Annotated in this window: 28 protein-coding genes; 5 read left to right on the top strand and 23 right to left on the bottom strand. The window is 47.4% G+C overall.

Going from position 1 to position 26,572, the window contains the following annotated elements:
- Positions 1–41: 41 nt before the first annotated feature.
- Positions 42–647 (bottom strand): signal peptidase I, encoded by a 606-nt coding sequence (gene lepB, locus ACR32F_RS03185; RefSeq protein ID WP_440116078.1) that lies wholly within the window; start codon positions 645–647, stop codon positions 42–44.
- A 319-nt stretch (positions 648–966) separates the two neighbouring features.
- Positions 967–1,392, bottom strand: a complete 426-nt coding sequence (locus tag ACR32F_RS03180; RefSeq protein ID WP_440116076.1) for a GNAT family N-acetyltransferase — start codon at positions 1,390–1,392, stop codon at positions 967–969.
- A 537-nt stretch (positions 1,393–1,929) separates the two neighbouring features.
- On the opposite strand from ACR32F_RS03180, the gene ACR32F_RS03175 reads away from it, so the two are divergent.
- Positions 1,930–2,541 carry a superoxide dismutase gene (locus tag ACR32F_RS03175; RefSeq protein WP_145326472.1) on the top strand — a complete coding sequence of 204 codons (612 nt, stop codon included), beginning with the start codon at positions 1,930–1,932 and terminating at the stop codon, positions 2,539–2,541.
- 105 nt (positions 2,542–2,646) lie between these two features.
- Here the strand turns inward: ACR32F_RS03175 and mutY are convergent, their stop codons facing one another.
- Positions 2,647–4,005, bottom strand: a complete 1,359-nt coding sequence (mutY, locus tag ACR32F_RS03170; RefSeq protein ID WP_440116073.1) for an A/G-specific adenine glycosylase — start codon at positions 4,003–4,005, stop codon at positions 2,647–2,649.
- A gap of 51 nt (positions 4,006–4,056) precedes the next feature.
- Positions 4,057–4,482 (bottom strand): holo-ACP synthase, encoded by a 426-nt coding sequence (gene acpS / locus ACR32F_RS03165; RefSeq protein ID WP_440116071.1) that lies wholly within the window; start codon positions 4,480–4,482, stop codon positions 4,057–4,059.
- A 188-nt stretch (positions 4,483–4,670) separates the two neighbouring features.
- On the opposite strand from acpS, the gene ACR32F_RS03160 reads away from it, so the two are divergent.
- Positions 4,671–5,486 (top strand): alpha/beta hydrolase family protein, encoded by an 816-nt coding sequence (locus ACR32F_RS03160; RefSeq protein WP_440116069.1) that lies wholly within the window; start codon positions 4,671–4,673, stop codon positions 5,484–5,486.
- A 102-nt stretch (positions 5,487–5,588) separates the two neighbouring features.
- Here ACR32F_RS03160 and nadE read toward each other — a convergent pair whose 3' ends face one another.
- From nadE to ACR32F_RS03145, 3 genes are all read right to left on the bottom strand, one after another.
- Positions 5,589–6,398, bottom strand: a complete 810-nt coding sequence (gene nadE / locus ACR32F_RS03155) for an ammonia-dependent NAD(+) synthetase (protein ID WP_440116067.1) — start codon at positions 6,396–6,398, stop codon at positions 5,589–5,591.
- Between the two features lie 136 nt (positions 6,399–6,534).
- Positions 6,535–6,969: a BrxA/BrxB family bacilliredoxin gene (locus tag ACR32F_RS03150; protein ID WP_440116065.1), complete on the bottom strand. Its 435-nt coding sequence runs from the start codon at positions 6,967–6,969 to the stop codon at positions 6,535–6,537.
- Positions 6,970–7,137: 168 nt separating this feature from the next.
- The gene (locus tag ACR32F_RS03145; RefSeq protein ID WP_440116063.1) at positions 7,138–8,832 is read right to left on the bottom strand and encodes a two-component system sensor histidine kinase NtrB; all 1,695 of its coding nucleotides are present in this window, start codon (positions 8,830–8,832) and stop codon (positions 7,138–7,140) included.
- Positions 8,833–9,132: 300 nt separating this feature from the next.
- Between ACR32F_RS03145 and ACR32F_RS03140 the strand changes: the two genes are divergently transcribed.
- Positions 9,133–10,410, top strand: coding sequence for an NAD(P)/FAD-dependent oxidoreductase (locus ACR32F_RS03140; RefSeq protein WP_440116061.1), 1,278 nt, complete (start codon positions 9,133–9,135; stop codon positions 10,408–10,410).
- A gap of 107 nt (positions 10,411–10,517) precedes the next feature.
- Here ACR32F_RS03140 and ACR32F_RS03135 read toward each other — a convergent pair whose 3' ends face one another.
- The 6 genes from ACR32F_RS03135 to ACR32F_RS03110 all read right to left on the bottom strand — a co-directional run bounded on the left by ACR32F_RS03135 (position 10,518) and on the right by ACR32F_RS03110 (position 15,405).
- Entirely contained in the window at positions 10,518–10,901 is a 384-nt protein-coding gene (locus ACR32F_RS03135; protein ID WP_440116059.1) for a hypothetical protein, read from the bottom strand.
- 114 nt (positions 10,902–11,015) lie between these two features.
- Complete coding sequence (locus tag ACR32F_RS03130; RefSeq protein WP_440116057.1) at positions 11,016–12,266, bottom strand: ABC transporter permease; 1,251 nt, start codon at positions 12,264–12,266, stop codon at positions 11,016–11,018.
- Positions 12,267–12,289: 23 nt separating this feature from the next.
- On the bottom strand, positions 12,290–13,027 hold the full coding sequence (locus ACR32F_RS03125; RefSeq protein ID WP_440116055.1) for an ABC transporter ATP-binding protein: 738 nt from the start codon (positions 13,025–13,027) through the stop codon (positions 12,290–12,292).
- 153 nt (positions 13,028–13,180) lie between these two features.
- The gene (locus tag ACR32F_RS03120; RefSeq protein ID WP_440116053.1) at positions 13,181–13,597 is read right to left on the bottom strand and encodes a type II toxin-antitoxin system death-on-curing family toxin; all 417 of its coding nucleotides are present in this window, start codon (positions 13,595–13,597) and stop codon (positions 13,181–13,183) included.
- A complete protein-coding gene (locus ACR32F_RS03115) occupies positions 13,594–13,857 on the bottom strand; it encodes an AbrB/MazE/SpoVT family DNA-binding domain-containing protein (protein WP_440116051.1) in 264 nt (87 codons plus the stop codon). Before ACR32F_RS03115 ends, ACR32F_RS03120 begins: the two co-directional genes overlap by 4 nt.
- 216 nt (positions 13,858–14,073) lie before the next feature.
- Positions 14,074–15,405, bottom strand: coding sequence for an MFS transporter (locus tag ACR32F_RS03110; protein WP_440116049.1), 1,332 nt, complete (start codon positions 15,403–15,405; stop codon positions 14,074–14,076).
- A gap of 538 nt (positions 15,406–15,943) precedes the next feature.
- Here ACR32F_RS03110 and ACR32F_RS03105 point away from each other — a divergent pair.
- Positions 15,944–16,405, top strand: a complete 462-nt coding sequence (locus ACR32F_RS03105) for a MarR family winged helix-turn-helix transcriptional regulator (RefSeq protein WP_440116047.1) — start codon at positions 15,944–15,946, stop codon at positions 16,403–16,405.
- Between the two features lie 139 nt (positions 16,406–16,544).
- On the opposite strand, the gene ACR32F_RS03100 is transcribed toward ACR32F_RS03105, so the two are convergent.
- The 4 genes from ACR32F_RS03100 to ACR32F_RS03085 all read right to left on the bottom strand — a co-directional run bounded on the left by ACR32F_RS03100 (position 16,545) and on the right by ACR32F_RS03085 (position 19,996).
- The gene (locus tag ACR32F_RS03100; RefSeq protein WP_440116045.1) at positions 16,545–17,009 is read right to left on the bottom strand and encodes a hypothetical protein; all 465 of its coding nucleotides are present in this window, start codon (positions 17,007–17,009) and stop codon (positions 16,545–16,547) included.
- A gap of 140 nt (positions 17,010–17,149) precedes the next feature.
- Positions 17,150–18,658, bottom strand: coding sequence for an MDR family MFS transporter (locus tag ACR32F_RS03095; RefSeq protein WP_440119664.1), 1,509 nt, complete (start codon positions 18,656–18,658; stop codon positions 17,150–17,152).
- Between the two features lie 272 nt (positions 18,659–18,930).
- Positions 18,931–19,473, bottom strand: coding sequence for a GNAT family N-acetyltransferase (locus ACR32F_RS03090; RefSeq protein WP_440116043.1), 543 nt, complete (start codon positions 19,471–19,473; stop codon positions 18,931–18,933).
- Positions 19,474–19,699: 226 nt separating this feature from the next.
- Entirely contained in the window at positions 19,700–19,996 is a 297-nt protein-coding gene (locus ACR32F_RS03085) for a hypothetical protein (RefSeq protein WP_440116041.1), read from the bottom strand.
- 186 nt (positions 19,997–20,182) lie between these two features.
- On the opposite strand from ACR32F_RS03085, the gene ACR32F_RS03080 reads away from it, so the two are divergent.
- Positions 20,183–20,662: a GAF domain-containing protein gene (locus tag ACR32F_RS03080; protein ID WP_440116039.1), complete on the top strand. Its 480-nt coding sequence runs from the start codon at positions 20,183–20,185 to the stop codon at positions 20,660–20,662.
- Positions 20,663–20,830: 168 nt separating this feature from the next.
- Here ACR32F_RS03080 and ACR32F_RS03075 read toward each other — a convergent pair whose 3' ends face one another.
- The 6 genes from ACR32F_RS03075 to ACR32F_RS03050 form a co-directional block, all read right to left on the bottom strand.
- The gene (locus tag ACR32F_RS03075; RefSeq protein ID WP_440116037.1) at positions 20,831–21,649 is read right to left on the bottom strand and encodes a MerR family transcriptional regulator; all 819 of its coding nucleotides are present in this window, start codon (positions 21,647–21,649) and stop codon (positions 20,831–20,833) included.
- A gap of 590 nt (positions 21,650–22,239) precedes the next feature.
- Positions 22,240–23,664 (bottom strand): aldehyde dehydrogenase family protein, encoded by a 1,425-nt coding sequence (locus tag ACR32F_RS03070; RefSeq protein WP_440116035.1) that lies wholly within the window; start codon positions 23,662–23,664, stop codon positions 22,240–22,242.
- A 177-nt stretch (positions 23,665–23,841) separates the two neighbouring features.
- Positions 23,842–24,015 (bottom strand): universal stress protein, encoded by a 174-nt coding sequence (locus ACR32F_RS03065; RefSeq protein WP_440116033.1) that lies wholly within the window; start codon positions 24,013–24,015, stop codon positions 23,842–23,844.
- A gap of 18 nt (positions 24,016–24,033) precedes the next feature.
- On the bottom strand, positions 24,034–25,254 hold the full coding sequence (locus tag ACR32F_RS03060; protein WP_440116031.1) for an MFS transporter: 1,221 nt from the start codon (positions 25,252–25,254) through the stop codon (positions 24,034–24,036).
- A gap of 183 nt (positions 25,255–25,437) precedes the next feature.
- A complete protein-coding gene (locus ACR32F_RS03055) occupies positions 25,438–25,893 on the bottom strand; it encodes a MerR family transcriptional regulator (RefSeq protein WP_440116029.1) in 456 nt (151 codons plus the stop codon).
- Between the two features lie 200 nt (positions 25,894–26,093).
- The gene (locus ACR32F_RS03050) at positions 26,094–26,453 is read right to left on the bottom strand and encodes an SdpI family protein (RefSeq protein ID WP_440116027.1); all 360 of its coding nucleotides are present in this window, start codon (positions 26,451–26,453) and stop codon (positions 26,094–26,096) included.
- Between the last annotated feature and the right edge of the window lie 119 nt (positions 26,454–26,572).

Here is a 26,572-nt window from a genome sequence, read left to right as displayed (position 1 = left end):
TAACGCAAAATGTAATGTGAAGTTGTTGTCCTGCAATAATTTTACAGTTTCTTAATCTCCGAGAAAGGCCAGAAAATAAATTCCGCTCTGCCTACAATTTCACTGGATGTGACACTTCCAAACACGCGGCTATCCTTGCTCTTGCCTTCATGACGGTTATCCCCCATCACGAAGTAATGATCAGGTTCCAGCGTAATCGGTCCAAAGTCAGGGTCCTGAACCTCGATGTCCGTATACGTCTCCGCTTGTTGCAATCCGTTCACATATAGATGGTGATCCCGTACTTCAATCGTATCTCCCGGAAGTCCCACAACTCGTTTGACCAGAAAATCCTTCTTCTCCACGCCTTCGCTTGGATCACGAAGCACGATGACATCCGATCGGGATGGAGTTCCAAAGTCATACACAATTTTATTCACAAACAGACGGTCCCGCTCGACCAGCGTCGGCTGCATGGACTGCCCCTTGACCATCGACAGATTGAATACAAACAAATTCAGCAACATCATAATCACAAAAGCGACAACAATGGTTTTCATCCAATCCCACAGCTCAGCCATCCAGGATTTCCCCGGATGATCAGGTACTGCTGGACCGTTTCGTTCCTCGGAAGTCACATGCTCCGTTGAAGGTATGTTGGAGTTCAAAGGGACACCTCATTTATCAATTTTGTACCAAAGAAGGCGGTCATACTCCCTTTAATTCTACTTCATTTGCAAGAGTGAAACAATTGGTTATGAGCACCAATACGTCTGGAAGGATGAACATCTCCAAGATCACTACAGTTAGCTGATAGATCAATGCGTTGCAGGATAGCTGTTCAAAGGATACGAAAATAACAGGGGAATAATCGTGGGTAGCATGCATATAAATAGAAAGGCACATCTCTCACGTTGTTACACGTTGAAGAGATATGCCTAATATGAAATGAACATCTTTTTTTTATTTCTTTTTTAAACACACAAACTAAGCTTTAGACAAAATACTAAGATTCTGGAAAGCGCTCATAATCTGATTGGCACCGTAACCCATAGCTTCATACAAAGGCATGGCTACTTTGTTGTGCTCATCACCCGCCACCCATACTTGGCTGACTTTACGCTGCTGGAAACGATGTCCCATGGCCTCGACAAGTTTTTTGCCGACTCCGCGGCGACGATAGTCTGGATGGATAGCGATACGGTAGATGCAACCCTGGTTGTGATCAATCGTACCGATCAAAGCGCCGACGAGGTCTCCCTCTTCTTCCGCAACCATGATCAGGTCAGAATCCCATGACAATTGACGGGCAAACGGGCCCATCGTGTTCTCATAACACTCTTCCGATAGTGCAACCTGGAGAAGCTCCGTCATCTGGCTTGCATCACTCAACTGAAAGGAACGAACGTGCATGTCTTAAATCTCCCTTTTCGTTAGCTTAGATGAGGTTTTACAAAAAGGATTTCCCTTTTTACCAAAAACCCAATGTTCATATAATGACAAAAAACGAGGAAATACTGCTTCTTCGTCAATTAAACCATACTTTTCTCCATAAAACACGCATTTTCTTTTGAAAGCGCTTAATTGTAACCGTTTACATTCCGAATATTAATCTTTTTCTCTATTAGTCGGTTTAAATCACATAAATATATTCAATATGGGTAAAATATGTTTGTTAACTCTAGCGCATGAAAGTATCAATGTCTCGGGGGACTTAATAAACAAAAATGTTGCTTAATTAGCCCGAATGCGGTTTAATAATAGTGACAAGGGTATTATTACATATGTACCTTTAGTAATTTGCATAATTCCTAAGAGCGACTTCCAATGAGCAAGATCTGGATCGAAATGATTCTACTCGACTGAATTTTGTACCCGGAAGCGATTCGATGCGAATGATGCAAAATGCTAATCTAAAAAAATTTAAAAAATCTCAGGAGGTATTTCACTATGGCTTTTCAATTACCGGCACTTCCTTACGCTAACGATGCACTGGAACCACATATCGATGCAAAAACGATGGAAATTCACCACGATCGCCATCACAATACTTATGTAACCAACTTGAACGCAGCTCTGGAAAGCGCTCCTGAACTGCAAGAAAAAAGCTTGGAAGACCTGATTGCTAACCTTGATAGCGTACCTGAAGGCATCCGCACAGCGGTTCGCAACAATGGTGGCGGACATGCTAACCACAGCTTGTTCTGGGAAATCATCGGACCTAACGGCGGCGGCGCTCCTACGGGCGACATCGCAGCAGCAATCGATAGCGAACTGGGTGGCTTCGACAAATTCAAAGAAGATTTTGCCAAAGCAGCTACAACTCGTTTCGGTTCTGGTTGGGCTTGGCTCGTAGTAGGTAAAGATGGTAAATTGTCCATCACTAGCACACCTAACCAAGACAGCCCTCTCTTCGAAGGTCTGACTCCGGTTCTGGGTCTGGATGTATGGGAGCACGCTTACTACCTGAACTACCAAAACAAACGTCCTGACTACATCGCCGCTTTCTGGAATGTAATCAACTGGGATGAAGTGAACAAACGCTACGCATCCGCGAAATAAGGCGGTTTGTATAAAAGAAGAGCCTAATTCGGTCATCGCGACCGGATCAGGCTCTTTTTGCTGTATCAAGCTTTATAGAGAGAGCAACTTCAAATAACATTACGCTCAATCCTTAACTTCGTCATAAGCGCCAGCAAAATAACTGCTGATCAGCTTCAGGAAGATATTTGGGAATGCCATTTTGTCCATATCTTCCGGTCCGATCCAGCGATATATCAGGCCATCGCCTTTACCTGTCAGCATGAGCGGTGTGCTTGAGTTATCCGCCTGTGCCGATTCACCCAGCAGGTTCATATCGTCCAGCTCGTTCGAAAGTTGGAGAGTACCCGAACTAGACTGCTCCGAGTGATTCGTTACCGACTCAGTTGTAGCTGGTGCTGAGGTGGATTTATCCTGTGCAGTCGCCTGTGCGTCGTAGGCGGCTCTGGCTTCCGCCGCGATCAGCGGAAGCTCAAGGCCCTGAGCCTGCTCGGTGCACTTGTACACCTGCAGGCTCCACACAATATGGCTGAACACATGCTCCGCATGAGTAGCCAGCCCTTCCGGGCGGGCAGCGAAGCCTTCCGCCCATAGACTGCCGGCCAGCAAAGCCATGGCCGGCTCATCCGCCAGGGGCCCCGCCGCCTTGCCTGCTGCGGCGGGCGCCCCCAGCACATGCGGCAGCTCCCACATGCGGGCCAACAGGCCCGTCGCTGGGCGCTGCCGCACAAGCACTTGGCCGCGATGAGCACCGCGGCCCTGCACAATCGCGACCAGCCGCTGCTCAGGGCGCGGCGGCTTCGCTTTGGTCTTGACCGGCAGCGTGAGCTCCCGTCCGGCGATGCGGCCGGAACATTGCTCCATGACCGGGCAAGTCAGGCAGTGCGGCGCTTTCGGCGTGCACACCAGCGCGCCAAGCTCCATCAGCGCCTGATTAAAATCACGCGCCCGCCCTTCCGGAATGAGCTCTCCTGCGAGCTCTTCCATCAACACACGGGTGCTGCCCTTCATAATGTCCTCATCGATGAGGAAGTATCGGGACAGGACCCGCATGACATTGCCATCCACCGCAGGCTGCGGCTGGTTGAAGGCAATGCTGAGAATGGCCCCGGCAGTATACGGGCCCACCCCTTTTAATGCAAAGACCGATGGCTTGTCCTGCGGCATCTCTCCTCCATGCAGTTCCATGACTTGTTTGGCAGCCGCCTGAAGGTTGCGAGCACGGGAATAATAACCAAGCCCCTCCCAATTTTTCAGGACATCTTCTTCCGGTGCTTCTGCCAGCGCCCGAACGGTTGGAAAATTCGCAATAAAGCGGTTGAAGTACGGGATCACCGTATCCACCCGGGTCTGCTGAAGCATAATTTCGGATACCCACGTAAAATAAGGATTATTATGGCGTCGCCATGGCAAATCCCTTCGATTAACCATATACCAATCCAGCAGATTCACACTGAAATGTCGTTTCTGTTCCATTAAACCCATATGTCCGTCCTCTCCTGTTACCTTGCTTGCGTTTTTGCTTACTGTTATTTCTTAATCCTGCCGTTCTGGCCCGTCGATCTGCTTCTCCATCTGCTCCACTATGGCAAAGGCCGCAGCCAGCTCCGTCTGATGCGTAATGCTCAAATGAATGTCATACTGCTTGTCGTACGGCAATCGAAGCCTTTCCCAAGCCTGGCTGGACAGTGTCGCTACAGGGCGTCCTTTGCCATCAGGCAGCACTTCAATATCCGTAAAACCGATAATTCCACCAATGCCGCAGCCAAACGCCTTCGACACCGCTTCCTTCGCTGCGAATCGCCCGGATACAAACTCCGTCATCCGCTTCCCCCGATGAATCGCAATCTCCCGCTCTGCAGGTGTTAAAATTCGGTTCATAAATGCTTCAACGTGGCGACCAGACAGCAGCTTGCGCATTCGTCCAATTTCCAGCACGTCGTTTCCGATTCCATATATCATCAACGCTTCACCCGCTTAACTTTTTATGCTGTAAACGATCTTTATCTGGTTCTATCATCCGTAACTCATCCGAACACGTATTCTATTGTAGCAGGAGGGGCGCACAGAAGCGAGTACCACCTATCCCTATACACAATCCCAATTATGGTAAACTGTTATATATCAATTCAGTAAAGGATGTGTCAACGATGTCCACAGCATTTGAACTGGCTACTGGCAGAGATGCCGTCATCCGCGGAGATATTTTCCCTGCACAGCAAACAGCTCAAGGAGTTATCATACTGGCTCACGGCTACAAGGGCTTCAAAGACTGGGGAATGTTCCCTTACGCTGCAACGCAGCTAAGCACGAATCATCACGTCCTGACTTTTAATTTTTCTCATAACGGCGTTGGAGAAGACCTAGAGCAATTTTCCGAACTCGAAAAATTCGCAGTGAACACGTACAGTCAGGAGCTGGCTGACTTGGTAAACGTGCTTGATTATGTGCCCACACAATCCGAACTCGGCGGACTACCTGTATATCTTATTGGACACAGCCGCGGTGCAGGTGTAAGTCTTGTCTATGCATTGGATCACTCCGATCAAATCTCTGGCGTAATATCCTGGAATGGTGTAACCAACCTGGATCTCTTCACCGCAGAACAAAAAGAAGAGATGCGTACGCATGGCCGCAGCCATGTAATTAATGGACGAACAGGACAGCAAATGCCGCTCGATGTGTGCATCATTGACGACCTGGAACAACATCGTGAACGTTATGCGATTATAGATCGGTTGTCCTCCTCTCCCCTGCGCGTTGCGCTCATTCAGGGAACAGAGGATGGCAAACGTCTGCGTGACGGTTCAGCTGCACTTGTACAGGCTCGTCCGGATATCCCGTGGCATCAGATCCCTGGAGGTAACCACACTTATAATACCGTTCACCCATTCACAGGTACGACTCCACAGCTGGAGCAGGTGATCACCGAAACACTTCGTCAGCTTGAGGCATGGAGCAAGTAACACGAAGCCATAAAGGTACAGCAAAAAGAGTCGCTGCCTGATGCAGTGACTCTTTACTGTTCACATGCTTAACTATTTTTCATAGCTTGCCTGCATTTCATATTAAATGCCAGGAATGGCATTACGTTTGTGATGTGTACGTTTATAGAACGCTTCGAGACGCTCTTGTGCAGCTGGGTCGATCTGTTTGCCTTCAAGGTAGTCGCTGTTCGCTTCATACGAAATGCCCAGTTCTTCCTCATCGGTCTGACCTTCCCACAATCCTGCGGATGGAGCTTTGTCCAAAATAGCCTGTGGCACCTTAAGATAGGCAGCAAGCTGGCGTACCTGACGTTTGTTCAGGGTGCTCAGTGGCGTGATATCAACAGCGCCATCGCCCCATTTGGTATAGAAGCCGGTGATCGCTTCGGACGCGTGATCCGTACCTACAACCAGCAGGTTTTCTTCAAAAGAAAGAGCATATTGCATCACCATGCGGGTTCTCGCTTTAACATTGCCTTTGCCTTGGTGAGTCATATGACGTGGGCTGCCCAAGGATTTGAAGCCTTGCTCCACTTCCAGTGCGATCTCGTTAACCGCATCTTCGATGTTCGTTTCCACGACATGCTTCAGGTCATATGCCTTCGCTACAGCGTAGCTGTGGTCGATATCCGATTGTTCACCATAAGGTTGGAACACGCCCAGCGTTTTGTACTCCTGCTTGTTCTCCGCTGTAAGCTCGTCCGTTGCTTGTTTGCAAAGGGCCGCAGCCACTGCACTGTCAATACCGCCACTGATCGCGATCAGCAAGCCTTTGGCACCAGCATTTTTCACATACGTCTTCAGAAAGTCAACGCGCTTGCGCACTTCCTCTGCTTCATTAATGCTTGGTTTAACCTTCAATTCAGCGATGATCTGTTGTTGCAAACTCATCGTTCACACACCCCGTTTCTAAATAAATGAGATTTGATGTCCATCTTGAAAGGTCCGAATGGTTCAATAACCTGATCTACCCAAAATGAAACGCCCCGGCATCGGTCATCCGAAGGGCGGGGCGCTCTTGAGCTAATTAACGGCAGTAACGGTCAAAAGCACTCGTGAGCTCAGCCGCAATTTCCTCTGCAGAACGGTCTTCCACTTGATGACGCTCGATAAAGTGAACGAGTTCTCCGTCTTTCATCAACGCGATAGACGGTGAAGATGGAGGATACGGTGCAAAGAATTCACGTGCTTTCGCTGTAGCTTCCTTGTCCTGACCGGCAAATACCGTGTACAGGTGATCCGGTGTAATGTCGTTCTGCAGCGCCTGGGATACACCCGGACGGCATTGACCTGCGGCACATCCGCAAACGGAGTTAATGACGACCAGAGCCGTTCCTTTTGCATCCGGCAGACTTGCTTCTACTTCTTCAGGGGTGCGCAATTCCTGTATTCCCAAACGAGTCAACTCATCCCGCATCGGTTGAACCATATCTTTCATGTATTGATCAAATGACATCGACATTCGGTTTCACTCCTTAAACATGTATGTTCTATTATTTCAAAAAATTAAGTCTTTTGTGCTATTCCTATTATACATCCCTAAGCAATGAAAGCAAGGATCAGACACCGCCTGCGGAAAGGCTTCTTCCTCTATATTATGTCTCATTCCTTGGCAAAACATGCTTAGGGCTCAACGCTGAAATGCCACTTTGAAAGTCGTTCCCTGACCCTCCTCCGATTCGACGGTGATGGTTCCATTATGTCGCTCCACAATGCTAAGGCACATGGATAATCCAAGCCCCGTCCCCTTTGCTTTGGTGGTATAAAACGGTTCAAAGAGCTTCTCCTTCTTCACTGACGGAATGCCTGAGCCAGTATCACGCACACACAATTCCACCTTATCATCTACCATACGGGTCTCCAGCGTAAGCACACCCTTCTCATTCATGGCTTCCATTCCGTTGCGGGCCAGATTAAGTACCACTTGCTTGATTTCTTTTGAGTTCAGATGCAACTTCGGCACATTATGCGCCAGCATGAGCTCAATGCTCTGACCACGCAGATTCGCATCAGCCCATAACAAGGGACTTAGTTCATGGATGATATCATGCAACTGGGATTCTTCTTTCTCGGCAATCCGATCCTGTGCGAGAGAAAGGAAATCATTAATTATGCTGTTGGCCCGATCTAGCTCTTCCAGAACGATCCGGTCATAGTGATCCAGGGACTCTGGACTCTTTTCCTGCATTAATTGAAGAAAACCACGCACAACTGCCATCGGATTCCGAACCTCATGCGTAATGCTTGCGGCCATCTGCCCTACCAGACTAAGACGATCCACATTGTCGAGCTCGCTTCGCAGCATCTCAAGTTCCGTGATATCCTGAATAATCAACATCGCTCCTGTGACCTCTCTCGGTAATTCCTTTGAAAAAGAATAGATAGGTATCGTCCGGGATTGAAATACGTGTGAACCATAACGTACCGTCAAACCGCTCACTTCCCCATGAACAGTAGCCCTTCGAATACTGCTCTCCATCTTGTCCGCCTGAGCTTGTTCCACAAACTGACTGGCAGGGTGTCCGATTAAATCAGGTGCTGTTGTGCAGGGCAGTTGATCCCGCGCCGTTTGCTCCATGGTATCGTTGACAAACTGCACTGTTCCTTGCTTATCTACGGTAGCGATGGATAAAGGAACCGCATTCAAAATTTGATTAAGTTTCTCCGTTTCAGCTATGTATCTGTGGTGAACTTCGGACAGGTGTTGCTCAAGGCCGCGGTGATGCTGCATCTGGTCAATCCAGAGCATACTAAGACTTCCGGCAATGACAGCACCAATGGTATATCCCGAGGCTATCAGTACCCACTGTACTATTGAGAACGTTGAATGAATTTCCATAGATGGCACGTACAGTACACTGGCCACAACCAGTTCAGCCGTGACCAAGGCGATAACCGTCACCATTTTTCGTGAGCGTGTATAATGCTTGAATCGTTGAGCCGACAACCATACAATAGGATAGAGAAGAATGCCTGTTTGAAGGAGAAAGCCGTACAGATTATAGGGATGCGCAACTAGAAAATAGAAGAGTACTTGGAGAAGAGACAGCGTTAGGGCTATACGGATCCTGCAATACAATATGACGAGTGTCAAAGGTACAATACCCAAAGAAATGGGGACAGTCTCCGGACTCGCATAGTGAGCAAAAAGCAAACACAGCAACATGCTTACCACACTCGTTGCGGCAAGACTGGTCTGCATTATTCCAGTACGTTCCATCTTGGAAAAAGCTTGCCTTGAGCGTCCCAGATGGAATAAAGGGATTAGAAATACCGCAACTCCTGCCAGCAGTACCTGTAAAAGAATGTCCTTCAACGCAACCACAATGCCATCTCCTCCTCTGCCTGCACATTCCCTCATGTATTTCTGATTAAAACATAGGCGACAGTATATTACAATATATCCCTCAAGCCAGCAGAATAGAACGAATGATTCAGCATAAATGGTCAAAAATATGTACCATTAAGCCATAATCCTGCATAATTCGATAAGAATTGCCTATGCGCACTATATATAGAATGATGAAGAGACTTGCATCTATATATGGTTATTTAAACATTAATGCTCGGGTTAAATACCCAAAAATGATACAGATCAAATCCATGAAAAAGAGGGTAATAATATATGTATGATGTCATTGTAATTGGCGGTGGATCAGCGGGACTGATGGCCTGTGTTGCTGCTGCTGAACATGGAGCCTCGGTGCTTCTGTTGGATAAAGGAGATCAACTCGGCCGCAAACTCGGGATTTCCGGCGGCGGTCGCTGCAACGTGACCAATGCGAAGGAAACGGATGAACTCATCCGACACATTCCGGGTAATGGACGCTTTTTATATAGTTCATTTCAGAATTTGGACAATCAGGGAATTATGCGTTTTTTTGAAAATCTCGGCATTGCCCTCAAAGAAGAAGATAACGGCAGAATGTTTCCGGTAACCGATAAAGCCAAAACGGTCGTTGATGCTTTGGTGGGCAAAATCGTCTCCCTTGGGGTCGAGATACGTACCAAAGAGCCCGTGAAGGAAATCATCCAGAATGGACAACAGGTGCAGGGCGTAAAGCTGGCTTCCGGCAAAACTGTGCTTGCACGCTCTATCATTATCGCTACCGGGGGCAAATCGGTACCCCAAACCGGATCAACCGGAGATGGCTATCCATGGGCTGAAGCAGCCGGACATACGATCACAGAGCTATATCCAACCGAAGTACCAATTGTATCTGGCGAGAGTTGGATTCAATCCAAAGAACTGCAAGGCTTGTCCTTGCGGGATGTCGGATTATCTGTGCTGGATGCCAAAGGCAAACCCGTTATCTCCCATCGCGGGGATATGATCTTCACCCATTTTGGTGTATCAGGACCCATTGCGCTGCGTTGCAGCCAGTTCATTCGCAAGGTCCAGATGAAATCCGGAAACCCACAGGTCATGATGAGTATTGATCTGTTCCCAAATCTGTCTGCTGGTGAACTGGAAACACAGGTTCAGCAGGTACTGGAGCAAGAATCCCGGAAGGCAGTCAAAAATATTCTGAAAACATGGGTTCCTGAGCGTATGATTCCATTGTTGATGAAGAGAGCGGAGATCAGCGAGGACCTCACGTTCCATCATTTTCCGAAAGGCATGTTAACTACATTAGTGGGATTGATGAAGGCCTTCACCTTCCGCGTAGACGGAACAAGATCCCTCAAGGAAGCCTTTGTAACTGGCGGAGGAATCCACTTAAAGGAGATATACCCAAAAACGATGGAATCCAAGCTACTGCCAGGATTATTCTTTTGCGGTGAAGTTCTGGACATTCATGGTTATACCGGAGGGTATAATATTACGGCTGCATTCTCCACGGGGTACACGGCTGGTATGCATGCGGCGGAGTACAAAAAAGGATTCATTAGACTGGAATAATACAAAAAGGGGTGTCCCACGTCATGCTCATGACGTATGGGACACTCCTTTTTGAGTTTCATGCAGTTTCTCTGTAACCTACAGCATAATGGTAACGTGTCTAGCTTCTATGCTTTGACACTACCGGAAAATCCATCGACCGAATCATCGAATGTCGGGTCTTCGTCCCGGTTATGCATTCCTTGCTCGGTATTGCCCTCCTGGCCTCCGCTCGCATAACCCTCATTCCAGTCTTCATTTACCATATGAGCCGGAATTGAGATATTCTGAAACTGATCCAGCCCTTCCATTGGAGATGCGAATAGCGCACTACCCCCGTGAGACTGTACAATTTCTACAGCCGACTGCGTGTCCTGACGATCTGTGGGAACGTACAATTCCAGTGGACCTGACTGATATGGCTTATAGCCCAATTCCTCCAAGGTTTCCTTTGCAGCTAACAGAGCAGTACCGTCTGAGAAATGCACCTGAAGTTCACTATTATCCATCATGGATCTCTTCCTCCTGTGCTAAAGCTAATTCCTTACCTTCAAATGATAAGAATCTCTTATATAGCATGGTCAGTTACATCGCCTGCTATGCTACTACGCAAGGAAGAATTTAGTTCAATTGGAGCGGAGCAGCCGAAACCAGCCTATGATAGACAGAATAATCAGCCCCGTGGCTACTACAGCTACAGCTGTAATCACGCCTTCAACCCAGCCCAGCCAGGCGACTCCCAATGAATAACCGATCAGAATGCCCAACGGAATGAACAGCATACGAACCATAGTCAGACTTGCACGATTCAATGCCTCTGCATCGTAAGATACAAGCTGAACGTAGTCCGAAGTTGCGAATACATCCCATGAACGATAGAACAGCACAGATAACATCATGATTAGCAGGCCACACACAATGACATTGACCGGAAAAGGCGGCAGTGCAACAGCAACAATGGAAAGTCCTCCAAGCTGCAAATACAATTTCAACGTGGATGAGTTACGAAAAAACGCTTTGAATGCCGTCTCTGCTGTTCGATTAGAGATGGAACGATTGCGCAGCAGTTTACGCGGTTTACGAAAGATCATTGTTCGTGTACGCGGCGCTTTTGGCTTGGTCACGACTCGACTCAGCAAAAGTGCTGTGAATTGTAACCTTGCTCGCAAATCCTCTCTCACATCCCCTTCAAAGGTTCCCTTCATCATCAGTCTCATCTGGCCGACTGTAATCAGCAGAATGATCGTGAATCCGATCCCTGCAAGCAGTGTCCAGATCTGTGCATGAATCCCTGACGTTACATGAATCGTATATATGCCCATTGCAACCACGAGAGGAATCATTCGAATCCAGCGTCTCCACCCGGTATACCGAACCTTTATCATATGCAGAACAAGGGCTTGAAATGAAGCAACTGCACCGAACCAGACAGCTAGTAGCGCAATATGAATGATCGACATTTCATAGACACGGAACCATAGTGGTGCAGTGAGTGCTATAATGGCAATCATTTTGCCCAGATGTTGCAAACAAGCCCGATAAATCCCCTGGCTCATCAATGTCCGCATCCACAGTGGCCGCGATTTGAGGAACAGCACATCTGCTTCCTCCACAAAGATCAGCACTCCGCCTGTAAGGATCACGAGATCGATTATGCCTGTCAGCGTGGACATTGATAATCCAGTCGCCCATAAGGGCAACGGTTTGGTCCACAAACTCGCATACCATCCGACCAGGTACAGCAGACCTGGAACAAGCAGATAGACCCAAACGGTCCAATCAACTACCAGTTTCAGGTTTTTCAGTTGCATATTGAAATGTTCCTTGCGCCTGCGTCTGTATAAGCCTTGAGGTGTATAGTGTCTGGAAGTTTCCATTTCTTTGCCTCCCTCCTCTCTGATCAGGATGTCAGTGTATCAAAGCAATCAAATAACGAGGCTTCCGGCATTTCCGCAGCTGCACGGATCTCATCCAATGTTCCTTCGGCCGTAGAACGCCCGGAATGGATGAGTATGAAACGATCACAGATTCGCTCAGCGGTATCCAATACGTGCGTAGACATCAGTACACCTGCACCACGTTGACGCTCCTCGTCCAGCAGTTTCAAGAAATCCTTGGTTGCACGCGGGTCCAGTCCGATGAAAGGCTCGTCCACAATATATACATCCGGTGAAGAGAGAAAACCGATCATGAGCATCATTTTCTGGCGCATGCCCTTCGAGAAGCTGGCTGGAAGATCATTGCGCACATGGCCCATGCCGAAACGAACCAACAGTTCCTCCGCTCGAACTACAAAAACCTCTTCTTCCATTTCATATGCAGCGGCTGCCAGATCAAGATGTTCCCACAACGTCATGTATTCGTAAAAGACGGGCTGCTCCGGGATATAGGCATATCGCCCATCTCCTCCAATGGTCACATCATACTTGGCATGCTCAAGCAGACCGAGCAGCGTTTTGATGGTAGTACTTTTGCCAGCCCCATTCGGTCCGATAATACCTACCAGTTCCCCCTGCGCCACATGAATTTGGATGTTACGTATCGTCGATTGTCCCACCTCGTAACCCGCCTCTGTGATATGTACATCCAATATGGACCCTTTCATGTCCGTGCTTTCACCTTCATGCTTCGTCTCCATGTATCTCACTCCTGTTCTGATCCGGTACTTGTTTGGTTGTATTTATTCATTGTAATCGAGTTGGTAATGAATTGTTTGATCATTTTGAGCATTTCTAAATTGGGTGGACAAAATAAAAAAAAGCAATAAATCATAGTAATTCATGACCTATTGCTAAGTTCTGTTCTCTTGGTTCTCAGAAACACAGTATGTACGAATAATTGAGACTAGTTCTTCAAATGTATATTTGTGATTCACCATATCAACAGTAAAATCCTCAGCGAAGGATTGCTCCATTTTTAGATAAAGATTGTTAAAACGCAGAAAGATAACTAATGCGGTGAAAGCAGTTCTTTTATTGGCGTTATGGAAAGGATAGTTCTGTCCCAGAGATTCAAATATAGCTGCAGACTTTTCATATATATATGGATAGGCATCCTCCCCAAAAGCAGATGATTGTGCTCTCAAAACAGCAGACTCAAGCAGACCAGAATCCTTTACTCCAATCTGCTCCCCAGGACTGTAGCGCTTGATCATAGCGACGTTGATCGCAATAACTTCTTGAATGCTCAAGTATCGAGTCTCTCTCATCTGTCTTTGAGACCTTTCAAGGTTTGATCATACTCATCTATGACATCAGCCAGTGTATCCATAAAATCACTACTGAGTCCGTTAGGCAAATTAACTTTTATCGACTTTTTAATAACAATCTCTCCATTGGACTGGTCTACCTCAATATGAACTATATCTCCTTGCTCAAGGCCAATTTGTTTGAAGGCGTCCGTCATTGTTAAACCAAGACTATTACCGAATTTGGTTACTTTTCGTTCCATTTCACTCACCCTATTCATTCATTATCCCTCCTTAATTATATTATTCAACTGTTATAACAATTATACTAGAACTTATGTTCAATGTATATCTAACTTATTGTCCCATTGAAACAAAAGCAGCAGGGGTTTCGGAGCCCCTGCTGCTTTATATTTACAGTGGAAAGCTCATATATAGTTGCTTCGTCCCCTGTCCGCTAATACGCTGGCGGGACAAGGCATATGTGTCTCCCCCTTTCAGTCGCCCGCAATCATTGTCTTGGCTGCCATTGCGGCATTCAGATCGGCTTTTTTCCCTTTGCGTTTCATCAAATAAATCAACCCAAGCAGGGTCAGCAAAATGCCTGAACAGACAAAAGCCGGGACTACACCGAATGAAGTAACCATAAATCCGCCTACCACCGGGCCCATGATATTACTGGCTGTCATCACGCTGCCTACCGTTCCAAATACCCTGCCTGTCATCGCCTCAGGTGTCTGTTCCTGCAACAGGATCTGGAAGGGCACCACTGCAAACCCGATTCCGACTCCCGCCAAGGCAAACGCGGATATAAGCAGCAGGTGCGCACCAAGCCCGGCAGACGGCCAGACCACAACAATCACTCCGGCTGCACCAATGACCAGACCCGTGAGCGTGGTTCCCAGACCCATTTTCAAAATATGCCCTGCCTTCTTCCACTTGCGCACACTCATCGCAGCAATTAATGTGCCTGCACCACTGGCCGCAACGCACCACCCCAGCAGATCACTTGAAATACCGGGAAGCTGTCTGAATAGCACCACGGTCTGTGAATCGGCAAATTGCAGAAAGAGTATTGCTGAAGCAAGCAAGATCAGAGACGTTCCTACGTGAGGGAGAGATGAGAGCATGCGGATGCCCTCCAGCGTTTCTTTCCAAAAAGAGTCTTTTGGTCGGGTGTGAACATCCCCAGCTGTCTCTTCCTCTTCTTCAGTACCGTTCTGAATCACGGATTGGATCACCCGAGTTCCAGGAATCCACAATAAAATGATGCCGGAGATCAGAAAAGACGCTGAGTCCAGAATAAAACACCAAGTGATACCAAAAGCAGCTACCAGCAGCCCGCCAAGAGCTGGTCCAATAATTTTGGACATCTGTTCAATCACTGAGCTGATGGATACAGCTTGCGCAAGCTGCTCATGGGGTACAAGCTCCTTCAGTTTTCCGTTCTTGGCAGGAGAGAACATCACATCGAACAAAGATTTGAGGACAAGCAGTACATAGACGTGCCAGATCTGGTCGGCAAAAATCAATGCACCAACGATGATGATCCGCGCACCATCAGCAGCAATCATTAGCCATTTGCGGTTCACCCGATCCGCGAGCGCTCCTGCAAACGGACCCGTCAACAGCATGGGTAGTGCTGCGGACAACATGACAAACGTAATCTCCCATGGCGTTGCATTCCAGCGAATACCTACGAGTGTCAGGATTGCCAGCAGATGCAGCCAGTCACCCAGATTGGAGATGGCCTGTGCCACCATCAGGGTTACAAAAGAGCGGTTATTCTTCAGCGGTCGTTGTGTCTCAAACGTTATTTCACTTGTCATCCTAATTCTCCTCCAGTGCCTTCCGAATTCATCATATGAACTCATTATAGAGAACAGGCCTTGATTCAACCTCCTGCCAGAGGAGGAGAAAAACGACATCTAAAGGATGAATTTCCTGCATGTATATTCCTGTATGCCTGTTTCCTGCGATTCAACGTTTAGCGTGGAAAGATCATATCCATTGCCGCTGTAGATTAATGATCAAATTTTAAATGCTAAAAATGCAGATCTTGTGACATATCGCATGTTTTTCAGTGAAACAGACGTTTACAATAAATACATGGCGACAACATGAATCGTCCAACATAACTAACCAACACATATAAGTTGAAATACTCTTTTACATGAACAGCATAACGGAGAGAACAGAAAAAACCTGAAAAAGCGAAGCGTTCACCTTTATCACCGGATTTTACCTTTGAAGAGTAATCAAAAAATCTGGGGATAACAGTGATTGGAAGGTTGTTCTGTCATCGTAGTGGTAGGTTGTAACTTTATCATTTCAACTTATAAACTAATCTGAAAAGGCGGGATCAGCATGCTGGAATTACAAGAAATCGGAACCGAACGTTCACTTCATCTGTACCGCACCTTGGCCCAGACATTCAAGAGCGTGAATGAACACGCTGTATCCGGAAGTAAAGTACATGGCTTCAACCCCACAGCATACGGGGTGCTCGAAGTGTTATATATGAAGGGAGCACAGCCCATTCAACAGGTTGGTGCACAGCTTCTGCTGCAAAGCGGTAATGTCACCTATGTGATTGACAAGCTGGAGCAAAAAGGGCTTTTACACCGGAAACATTGTCCTCAAGACAGACGCATTATCTTTGTAGAGCTGACTGAGGAAGGCCAACGTACCATGGATGATATCTACCCAGGCTATGCGCACAAAATTGATCGTGCGGTCAGCGGGCTAAGCGAGGATGACAAGCAACTTCTGTCTGATCTGTTGGAAAGGCTTGCACTCGGTGCAGATCGTTTATCATCTAACAGCTAAATCATGTTGCACGGAAGCTAAAACAAAAAAATAACCGGATTCGCCTGACAACGGCGATTCCGGTTAATTGTGTTCTTGTATATAGTCCCTCCATCCAGTATGAGTTAGCTATGTTTCCTCCATACGATCTGCTCCACTTTTATCCACGCCCCCTCCTCAATAGCCGGTTCAGCCCGAGTTGCCACAACAGAAAGACGAAAGCCGTTATAATCAGGTATGGATAAGGGCCTGTATACTCGAAAGCAGCCCACTTGAATACAAAGATGGAAAACAGCAGCCCACTACCTAATCCCAGAAGGAAATAAGTTACGATGACTAAGATTACCTTTGCTACTGGCCCATTTATTTTTTGGGAAGCAATCACCTTGTCCGCAAATATCGATAGAGGCAGGATGAGAAACAGAAGAACAGCCATGCTGATCAGAATGCTTATGCTCAATGTATACCCGAAGGGATAATAATATGTATGTTCAGCTCGTTCCTCCAAAGGAACATAATCCATGATGCCGACAATCAGGGAAAGCGAAATGCTGGTCAATAGGGCTGCCAGAAATTTGATTGAAAAAGGTACATACCAGAAGGATAATTTCGATAGCTCTTTCACCTCAAGTTGCCCCCCTTTGTAAGGAATTCCCTTTATATAATATATCAAAAAAAAGCAGCCGAGGAGCAGCTGCCTTGATTCAATTTTATTTTTCCACTTTCGTTACGATGTAAAATTCTCTCGTATACATTTGATTACGTCTACTTCCCCGCAGTTTGTACCTGCGGCGGAGCATCTGCGTTTTCTGGGACGATTAACCGTTTGCGTAAGGCCAGTGTGGTGATCCAGGAAATAATCGCAATAACAAACATAATGACGAATAAGGAGTGCAGGCTTCCCTCCAGCACGTTACGTAGAAGCGCCCATTTGTCATCCGATAGAGCAGCCTCCGTATGTGGAGCAAGCAGTTGGTTCAGATCGCCTTCCGAGATCCCTGCTTCCGCCAGATGCTGTTCCGTAGACAATGTCGATATTCGATAGTTCAACCATGTGCCGAAGGCTGCGGCACCAATCGTCTGTCCCAATGTACGCATGAAGGTGTGCAGTGCTGTAGAGGAACCGCGCTCCTTGTACCCGACTGACGACTGCGCAATAATGGTGAATATCGTAAAAGCAAACCCGAAGCCAAGACCGTAAATAAAGGTCAGTATATACAGCACAGCCTGCGGGGAGGTTCCACCAACCAGGAAGAGCCCGCCCGATCCAATCGCGATCCCGGTTAATCCGATAACCGCTGTTAAGCCTGACCCAATCTTCATTAACAGACGGCCGGCAAGAACACTGCCGATTAGCCAGCCAACCGACATCGGCGCAAGCAGCAATCCAGATTCAGTCGCATTACCGCCCCGAACCCCCTGCACCCAAAGTGGCAAATAACTGGTTAGGCCAATCATCAAAGTACTGGTCAGCAGTCCGGCGATATTCGCCACACGGATGTCCCGAATACGGAACAGATGGAGAGGTACCATCGGGGCCTGAGCACTTTTTTCGACCACAAAAAATAAAATCATAAACACTACAGCCACAATACTCAATCCCACAATAACAGGAGAACTCCACGCATAATATTGTCCACCTGCCGACAATACAAAGAGCAGTGCGGTAATGCCCACCGTAAAGGTCAATGCACCCATATAGTCAATTTTGGCGGTACGTGGAGACATCTCTTCCTTCAAATAACGAAATACAAACCACATCGCCAGCAATCCGAACGGTACATTGAATCCGAAGATCCACTGCCAGCCCAGATTGTCTACAAAATACCCGCCAAGCAGCGGTCCCACCAGAGATGAAATCCCCCACACCGAGCTGATCCAGCCCTGTATCTTACCCCGTTCTTCAATACTGTAGATATCACCGATTATGGTAAACGTAACAGGTACAACCGCACCTGCACCAATCCCCTGAATCGCACGAAAAATAATCAATTGTTCCATATTCTGCGACAAGCAGCACAGGAGTGAACCCAGCAAAAATAAGGCACAGCCAATCAGGAATACTGGTTTTCGCCCATACAAGTCACTGATTTTGCCAAAAATCGGTGTGCTCACAGCCATCGTCAGCAAATATGCAGTGAAGATCCAGCTGAGCAACTGTACGCTCCCCAGTTCACTGACAATGATCGGCCCCGCCGGGCCAATCACCGTACCCTCAATCGCTGACAAAAAAGTCGCCAGTAACAAACCCGCCAAGATGAAACTGCGTTTCAAACCTCCGGTTGTATTCACACGAACCCTTCTCTCTTTGTTCTCTATATAATTGGTACGTTAATCTACACCTCTACTACGAACAAGAACAAGCTTCCTATCGCTGTTATCCCCAGATTTTTTCTTCTCCTCTCTAAAGGAGAAATCCGGTGATAGCGTATGCTTCCGATGTAGCTTTCTTTTCAGAAAGCTTTGAGGTGAACGCTTCGCTTCTCCAGCTTTGTTCTTTTTCTTCGTTTAAGTGTACATTTAAAAACAATTATATATTGTCTCTTTTATTTACCTTTCTTGCGAAGAAACTCATCGTAGAGCAGCGAGTACATCACCATATCCTTATATCCGGTGGAGGTATGCTGGACCTGACGTAGCAGCCCTTCCCGCGTGAAACCGCGGTTCGTCAGAAACTCTCCAGAAGCCAGATTGCGCGGATCAACCAGTGCTTCGATCCGATTGAGCCCCATGGTCTCATACCCGAAGGGCAGCAATGCAGAGAAAGCCTCCGTCATATAACCATGTCGCCAATAGTCACGTCCCAGTTCATAACCGATCTCCCCCCGGAATGCACCTTCAAGCTGCCATGTGTTATACCCACAGCTGCCGATAAGCCGGCCTGTCTCTTTAAGTTCAATCCCCCAGCGAATCGCGTCCTCTTCTCCTGCCATATGATTGAGAAGTCCAATCATATCGGCGGCCTCGCTTGTCCCAATCATGGGCGCCAGATTCATATAACGGGTGACCTCGCGGTCTGACCAGCATGCGAACATCTGACCCGCATCCCGGCGGCGCATTTTGCGCAGACGAAGCCGCGCAGTCTCCATTTCGGGAATTCTCCCCTTGCATTTATACATGTAATGACACTCCGATCCGATCTATCTCCGCAGACCATAAGATTCATTAGTCATCTAATCATAACCTGCGCCGAATGGCAACTATTCAGTCACATTTACATATCAAAAAACCGGGCCACTTTCGCTCCCGGTCTTGTTGTACGTATGGATCCATTCAAGTTGAGTGAATTACACATCATGCCTGTCCGTATGACATTCATGCTGTGGACGTTTTCTTGCCCTTCGCCAGCAATTCCTCGCTAACCCGACCTAGTACTGTCGTGATTTCCTTGAATTCTTCAATGCCAGTCCCGGTTAGGCTCCATTGGTCACCGTGGGCGGTCAGGAAGTTCTCCTGCGTCAGGTGTTCAAGCTCCTGCTTGATCTCCCGCTCTCCAACACGATATCCTCGTTCTTCCAATAGGGGCAATGCCTCGCTAACGTCCAAATCCTGATTTTGCGCTAAATATAGAAGATGAATTCGTACAAAAAGATTCTGTACCTCTGCATGCATAAGCCAAGCTCCTTCCCGGGTTATAGCCCTCCGTGGTTGCTAAGTATTTACCCCATGCAAGAAGCTGAGAAACAGGAGGATTCTTCTGGCATTTCTTTTCCTTTCCAAAATCCTTCCCTTGACTAACCGCATACTCTGCACTATCTTGAAAATAAGTACCATTTTTGCTCGGGAGGGTGATTCACCATGTTTCAAGCTGTTTCCTATGAAGGAACACGAAGCGAGCAGCACACCGCCGTCCTGGGACAGTTAAGTGCTCTGATCCGCGATGAACCTAGCGCCATTGCCAATCTGGCAAACGCTGCGGCGCTGCTCAATGTATTTATGACCGACACCAATTGGGTCGGCTTCTATCTGTATGATGGAAAAGAACTGGTACTCGGACCATTCCAGGGACTGCCTGCCTGCATCCGTATTCCACTCGGACGTGGCGTATGCGGCACATCTGCTGCGGAAAGACGTACGATGGTTGTTGACGATGTGCATGCCTTCCCAGGCCATATTGCCTGTGATGCTGCATCCAATAGTGAAATCGTCGTACCGATTATCAAAAATGGAGAATTGTACGGGGTGCTCGACATCGACAGCCCGACCAAAAGCCGTTTTGACGATGAAGACCGCGTCTTCCTGGAAAAAGCGGTAAGCCTGCTCACAGAGCAGCTGTAACCGGCCATACTCCCTGAAGACACGAAAGATAAGGTGATTGAGAGTTCATCGACACATACAACGATGAATTCCCGATAACAAAGAGCGCAGGCCTCGATAGAGGTTTGCGCTCTTTGTTATGAACTTTTTTCACACCCATGTTCTGCTCGCCCATGATAATCTATGCAGCTAGGATAAATCCTGTTCCGCTTTGATCATCATCCCGTCACGCAGAAACTCGGCCAACTTCGGGTGATAACCATCATACATTTGGCGAAAATTTTTATGCTCCACATACAGATTGGCCAAATCCCGATAGATCTCAGCGGTGGGTGTATAGTATCCCTTGATCCATTCCAGATGTCTGCCAATAATCTGCTGCACTTCAGCGCTTGCCGGTTCTAATCCGTCCTCGATCGCCCGTTGCAGATCCAAATGAACATGATCAATCTTCTCCTGTGAATCGAGGAAATCTTCCTTCGATTTCAATTCCTGACCCTCAGACTGCTCAGTTTGCTGTGATGCGTCGGGATTCTCCTTCTTATCTAATCCTGCTTCTGTCTGAACCCCAACCGAATTATTCATTACAGCGTGGTCAGAGGCCGACTCGGGCAAAAGTTGGTGACGCCCCTTATTCACAAAACCGATATACAGCTCATGTTCTTCAAGTTCCTGCTCCCCCTGAAGATGAGAGATGGTTTTATCCAGCGTCCGAATCAATCCATGCAAATGGAGTGCCTTCTCCAACATCTCAATTCGATGCTGCTGCATGATCCGAATCATATCCCGTGGAGTATCCCTAAGCATCGGCGCGATCTCCGCCTCCTCCATGCCCACTTCCTTACAGAATAGAATCTGCTGCAGTCTAAGCAATTCTTCTTTCTCATAATAGACATCCTCGTCAAGACCTACGAAAGCCGGATTTAGCAGACCTGTCTCCGCATACTGGCCCAGCTCACTCAGACTTACGCCTGACATTCCAGATACGTCAGCCATTGAATATGCCATTTGAATACACCTCCTGCCTTGCCTTCAACTTCTGTGTTCAGGCTTATTTCATACTGCATTTTATTTATATAGGGAGAGATTATAAGACTTTGGGTACATCATCTTCGGTGATATGAACGACGTCTAGTTAGTAGATTTGCGGTATGTTAAGTATTTATACCCTTCTCATCAGATGTGAACCCCTAGTCAGCGAAGAATGGCTATGTATTTTTCAAACTCGTTTCTATGATCTCCTATAAGAAAAAGGGGGCTGTTCCATAAGTCATCAGCATGACGGGGAACAGCCCTTGTTGTTGGCAATTTAGTCTAATGTATTGAGCACACGCTATTCGCTCTAATTTGAATGGGTCTGAGTTTTAACGAATCACAGAGACATTATTTCGTCGGTTTGATCGATTTTCAGGTTCTGACGCCATTTTATGACAGAATAACGTGACTGAAGTTCGTTAAACGTTGCATTCCTTGAGTTTCCGCCATGTAAGACGCGGTAGATTCGTTAGTGCTTGGAGAGAGGAGAAATCCCTTTCGAGACAGCTCCTCCATTTGTTCTATGTTCATACGGAATATCAGATCATGAGAAGGGCTGGGGCTTAATTTTTATTAAACATGACAAACTTCAACTCCGTCATTTCCTCCACCGCATATTTAACACCTTCACGCCCGATACCGCTCTGTTTCACACCGCCATATGGCATATGATCCACACGGAACGTAGGGATATCGTTAATCATCACACCGCCTGCTTCGATATGATCAACTGCATGCAGAGCGGTATGAATATCGTTCGTAAACACACCGGCCTGAAGTCCATAGATGGAATCATTGACCTGTTCGATGCCCTCTTCCACAGAATCCACGATATGGATGACAACGATGGGGGCAAATACTTCCTGGCAGGATACTTTGGCATTACGCGGAACGTTAACCAGTACCGTTGGCCGCAGAACACCTCCCTCAGATTCACCGCCAACAGCGACTTCAGCTCCAGCCTGTTTGGCTTCTTCAATCCAGTCGAGCGTACGCTGAACATCTTTGGATGTAATGAGTGCAGATACCACTGTATCCGGGTTGAGCGGGTCTCCAACCACCACTTGGTTCGCCATTTCAGCGAAGCGTCGAATGAACTCATCCGCAATGGCGCTGTGTACATAGATCCGCTGCAGCGAAATACATACCTGTCCCTGATAGGTAAAAGCGCCGTTCACACATCTGGGAATCACTTTATCCAGATCTGCATCCTGATCCACAATCACCGCCGCATTCGATCCAAGCTCCAGCGTCACCCGTTTCAGTCCAGCTTTACTGCGAATGCTTGTGCCTACAGCCGGGCTGCCTGTAAATGTAATGTGGGCCACACGAGGGTGCTCCACAAGCACATCACCAATCGTTTTGCCATCACCGCTCACCACGTTGAGGGCACCATCCGGCAATCCGGCTTCCTTAAACAGATTAGCGATGTAATAGGAAGACAACGGTGTCTGCTCCGCGGGTTTGAGAACGATTGTATTGCCCGCTGCTATCGCTGGACCTACCTTGTGAGCCACCAGGTTCATTGGAAAATTAAACGGCGTAATTGCTCCGATCACACCCAAAGGTTGTCGCATCGTGTATCCTATGCGTCCTTCTCCCCCTTTGGCTGCATCCATAGGAACCGTCTCTCCTGTAAGTCTCTTCGCTTCCTCAGCGGCAAAACGATACGTTTCCACCGTACGGTCAACCTCTGCGAGCGCCGCAGTAATTGGCTTCGCTGCTTCAAGAGCTATAATTCGCGCTGCTTCTTCCTTCCGTTCTTCAAGCAATGAAGACAGCTTGTACAGAATATCTGCACGCTGATGTGCAGGCATCTGGCGCATCTCCTTGCCAGCCTGAACCGCAGCCGCAACGGCGGTGTTGGCTTCCTCTGCTGAAGCGGTAGATACTTCTGCCAGCGCCTCTCCGGAGTACGGGGCCTGAAGTACTTTATAGTCTACTGATTCAGTGGGCTTGCCACCGATAAACAGATGTTGTTTTTTCATATGCTGCATCCTCCATTCCATGATTACTGCAAATATATGATGGTATACTACCTTATCTATTTATACACTACTTTTACCCTATCAACCCATTAGAATAAGCGTGAGGCCCATCCTCAGGCGTACCTAATGGTCCTGTGGCTGTCTTTATCGGTTAGACTTCGTTCGGGTTTCACAGCTCTATTTCACTGTAAGGACAGGACATTCTGCATGTTTCAGCGAAACGAAAGGATTGACATGCACAATGATCAGGCTCGTGGGTTGTTTCAAACTTTCAGTCAACATCAGAGCTTGTTCCAAAGCCTTATGCGCGTGATCCGATCCATCAACAGCAACCAATATACGTTTCAGCATTACAATTCCTCCTGTTCATTAATGTTGTGTAATCGCAGCATCGATATCTCGCAGATGACTGCGGCGCACCTGCAGCACCACGACACCAATAAGAACCATCAATGCGCCAAAATAAAACGGAGTTTCTGGCAAAAACCACTCGGATAATTTACCTGCAAGCCATGGAGCAAGTGCACCCCCAAGGAAACGGACAAAGCTGTATGCAGCGGAAGCCACAGAACGTTCCACCGGTGCAGCTTCCATAACAGCCGTTGTAATCAATGTGTTATTAATACCAAGGAAGATCCCTGCCACAATGACAGCCACAATAACGGTAGTGGATGATCCCATGACGGTACCTACAGCCATCACAACGAGATCGATCGCGAACATGGTAAGCATGACACTCATGGACGGTACCGATCCGAATCGACGTTGCAGTCTTGGGGCTACAAATACGGACGTAATCGCCAGCATCAGGCCCCATCCGAAGAACACATAACCCAATCCGTGCTCATCCAGATTCATCACATAAGGTGAATACGCCATTAATGTAAAGAAACCAAAGTTATAGAGAAAGGCGGTGATCGCCAATGTTTTCAGTGATGGATAGCTCAGCGCCTTGAACGGATCGGACAAGGAACTGCGTGTTTTCGGTTTGGCTATTTTGGGCAGCATAAACGTGATACTGATAAAAGCAATCGTCATTAGAACAGCCACTCCATAGAATGGGCCACGCCATGAGATAGAACCAAGCTCACCACCAAGCAGTGGACCTACGGCAATACCAAGACCAAGCGCTGCTTCGTACAAAATAATGGCTTTGGCTGTCCCTGAAGTGGACAGACCTACAATTGCCGATAACGCGGTTGCGATGAACAGGGCATTGCCCAGTCCCCAACCGCCGCGGTAACCAACCAGTGCCCCTACCGTGTCCGAGGTTCCGCCCAGAAAGGAGAATATAATGATAAGCAAAATCCCGCTGAGTAGCGTCCACTTGACACCAATCCGGCTGGATACAACACCGGTGATCAGCATGGCAACCCCGGTTACAGCGTTATAACTGGTAAATAGCAGGGATACCTGGCTTTTGGATGCATGCAGTTGATCCGCTATCGCAGGCAAAATCGGGTCAACCAGACCCAGGCCCATAAAGGAAATGATACATGCAAAGGCTACAGCCCATACCGCTCTGGGTTGGGACAGCAGACCTCCACGTGATGATGGCAATTCGTCAGGTAATGAGGGTTCTCTTTTCATACGTAATACCTCCTGGTTGTTCATTGATCTGTGAAATATGTTGTGAAAATGATGAAAGTTTCATCTTACCTTTCAGAAATAAAGGGAACAAAACGGCACAAAATGACACCGCATTAACCGGTGCATGTACATTAACGTTGATATGTTTAGTTAAAGTGTGTTTCTATTAATCCGCCTGATCTTCTATCCATCTTCAGTATCCTGTGGAATCTCATGTCCCTGTAATCTCCGAATACCGCTCTGGACACGTTCGCGCAACTCCTCAAGTTCACGCTGTACGGCATGAATGCTCTGAAGCTTCTGCTCGATCAGTTGCAATTGACCGGCCAGCGTTATTTCTATCGTGCTTAGCTTCTCGATTCGATCTCTGACCTCCGTAGTCTGTTGATAGTCAAAACGCTGTTCGTTCAATGCATCCGCCGTTGCCACATACGTATGCAACTCCTGGAGGGAAAAACCAAGCACTTCCTTGGCACGAACCACCTTTTTCAGATAATCCATGTCTTCCCGAGTGTATAACCGCGTACCGCCATCCGTCCGCTGAGGTGAAGGCATGACACCAATCTCCTCGTAATACCGAATGGTACGCTTCGTTAATCCACATTCTTTGGCTACATCGTCAATTTTGTATAAGCTCATTTCCTTCACCTCACTTTAGGTTTTATATGCATATAATGTTATGTATATAATTGTATATATTTATAACGTTAACGTCAACGTTAGATTTTATACTTGAAGTCTTAGCGAGTTTAACATCCTCTTCGATTCTCTATCTTCAACAAAAAAAGACCCGCTTCACACGCGGGTCTTCCTCTCTACACCTATTCACTAATCTTACCTTAAGCGTTCCGCTCATTCTGTTGCTGCTGTGCACGCTGCATTTGCTTCAAACGGCCTTCGACCCTGGTAAACAGCCTGAACGTATAGAATCCTACAGCGACAAGACTTAGAACCAAAGCTCGTACATCCGTAAGCCAGAAACCAATAATGCCAAATATCGTGATAATCACACCAAACTGCATCATCAGATTGGCACTATAACGTTGCGCTTCGTCCCATAACTCGGGATTGCTCATTGCGCGCGGGGTACGATAACCATATATGCCATTAATCATTTTCGGCGGTTTTTTATACACCATTAATCCCAGAATGAAATAGCACACTCCGCATATGATCCCAACCACTGCTCCTGCCAACATGCTCTCCCCTTCTCCTCGGTCTTCCATAGACCTGCTTACACTGACACTCCGATGACAGAATAACCTTCCGATCACTGTTACCCCCAGATTTTTTGATTACCTGTAAAATGGTAAAATCC

The organism is Paenibacillus hebaui, from assembly GCF_051934385.1.
Classification (GTDB): Bacteria; Bacillota; Bacilli; order Paenibacillales; family Paenibacillaceae; genus Paenibacillus.
This window is presented reverse-complemented; position numbering and strand designations above follow the sequence as displayed.

Bases quoted from the DNA above. Each gene is read 5' to 3' on its own strand.
- ACR32F_RS03180 (WP_440116076.1), bottom strand. From the start codon at position 1,392: ATGCACGTTCGTTCCTTTCAGTTGAGTGATGCAAGCCAGATGACGGAG.
- ACR32F_RS03175 (WP_145326472.1), top strand. From the start codon at position 1,930: ATGGCTTTTCAATTACCGGCACTTCCTTACGCTAACGATGCACTGGAA.
- mutY (WP_440116073.1), bottom strand. From the start codon at position 4,005: ATGGGTTTAATGGAACAGAAACGACATTTCAGTGTGAATCTGCTGGAT.
- acpS (WP_440116071.1), bottom strand. From the start codon at position 4,482: ATGATATATGGAATCGGAAACGACGTGCTGGAAATTGGACGAATGCGC.
- ACR32F_RS03160 (WP_440116069.1), top strand. From the start codon at position 4,671: ATGTCCACAGCATTTGAACTGGCTACTGGCAGAGATGCCGTCATCCGC.
- nadE (WP_440116067.1), bottom strand. From the start codon at position 6,398: ATGAGTTTGCAACAACAGATCATCGCTGAATTGAAGGTTAAACCAAGC.
- ACR32F_RS03150 (WP_440116065.1), bottom strand. From the start codon at position 6,969: ATGTCGATGTCATTTGATCAATACATGAAAGATATGGTTCAACCGATG.
- ACR32F_RS03140 (WP_440116061.1), top strand. From the start codon at position 9,133: ATGTATGATGTCATTGTAATTGGCGGTGGATCAGCGGGACTGATGGCC.
- ACR32F_RS03135 (WP_440116059.1), bottom strand. From the start codon at position 10,901: ATGATGGATAATAGTGAACTTCAGGTGCATTTCTCAGACGGTACTGCT.
- ACR32F_RS03130 (WP_440116057.1), bottom strand. From the start codon at position 12,266: ATGGAAACTTCCAGACACTATACACCTCAAGGCTTATACAGACGCAGG.
- ACR32F_RS03125 (WP_440116055.1), bottom strand. From the start codon at position 13,027: ATGGAGACGAAGCATGAAGGTGAAAGCACGGACATGAAAGGGTCCATA.
- ACR32F_RS03120 (WP_440116053.1), bottom strand. From the start codon at position 13,597: ATGAGAGAGACTCGATACTTGAGCATTCAAGAAGTTATTGCGATCAAC.
- ACR32F_RS03115 (WP_440116051.1), bottom strand. From the start codon at position 13,857: ATGAATAGGGTGAGTGAAATGGAACGAAAAGTAACCAAATTCGGTAAT.
- ACR32F_RS03110 (WP_440116049.1), bottom strand. From the start codon at position 15,405: ATGACAAGTGAAATAACGTTTGAGACACAACGACCGCTGAAGAATAAC.
- ACR32F_RS03105 (WP_440116047.1), top strand. From the start codon at position 15,944: ATGCTGGAATTACAAGAAATCGGAACCGAACGTTCACTTCATCTGTAC.
- ACR32F_RS03090 (WP_440116043.1), bottom strand. From the start codon at position 19,473: ATGGAGACTGCGCGGCTTCGTCTGCGCAAAATGCGCCGCCGGGATGCG.
- ACR32F_RS03085 (WP_440116041.1), bottom strand. From the start codon at position 19,996: ATGCATGCAGAGGTACAGAATCTTTTTGTACGAATTCATCTTCTATAT.
- ACR32F_RS03080 (WP_440116039.1), top strand. From the start codon at position 20,183: ATGTTTCAAGCTGTTTCCTATGAAGGAACACGAAGCGAGCAGCACACC.
- ACR32F_RS03075 (WP_440116037.1), bottom strand. From the start codon at position 21,649: ATGGCATATTCAATGGCTGACGTATCTGGAATGTCAGGCGTAAGTCTG.
- ACR32F_RS03070 (WP_440116035.1), bottom strand. From the start codon at position 23,664: ATGAAAAAACAACATCTGTTTATCGGTGGCAAGCCCACTGAATCAGTA.
- ACR32F_RS03065 (WP_440116033.1), bottom strand. From the start codon at position 24,015: ATGCTGAAACGTATATTGGTTGCTGTTGATGGATCGGATCACGCGCAT.
- ACR32F_RS03060 (WP_440116031.1), bottom strand. From the start codon at position 25,254: ATGAAAAGAGAACCCTCATTACCTGACGAATTGCCATCATCACGTGGA.
- ACR32F_RS03055 (WP_440116029.1), bottom strand. From the start codon at position 25,893: ATGAGCTTATACAAAATTGACGATGTAGCCAAAGAATGTGGATTAACG.
- ACR32F_RS03050 (WP_440116027.1), bottom strand. From the start codon at position 26,453: ATGTTGGCAGGAGCAGTGGTTGGGATCATATGCGGAGTGTGCTATTTC.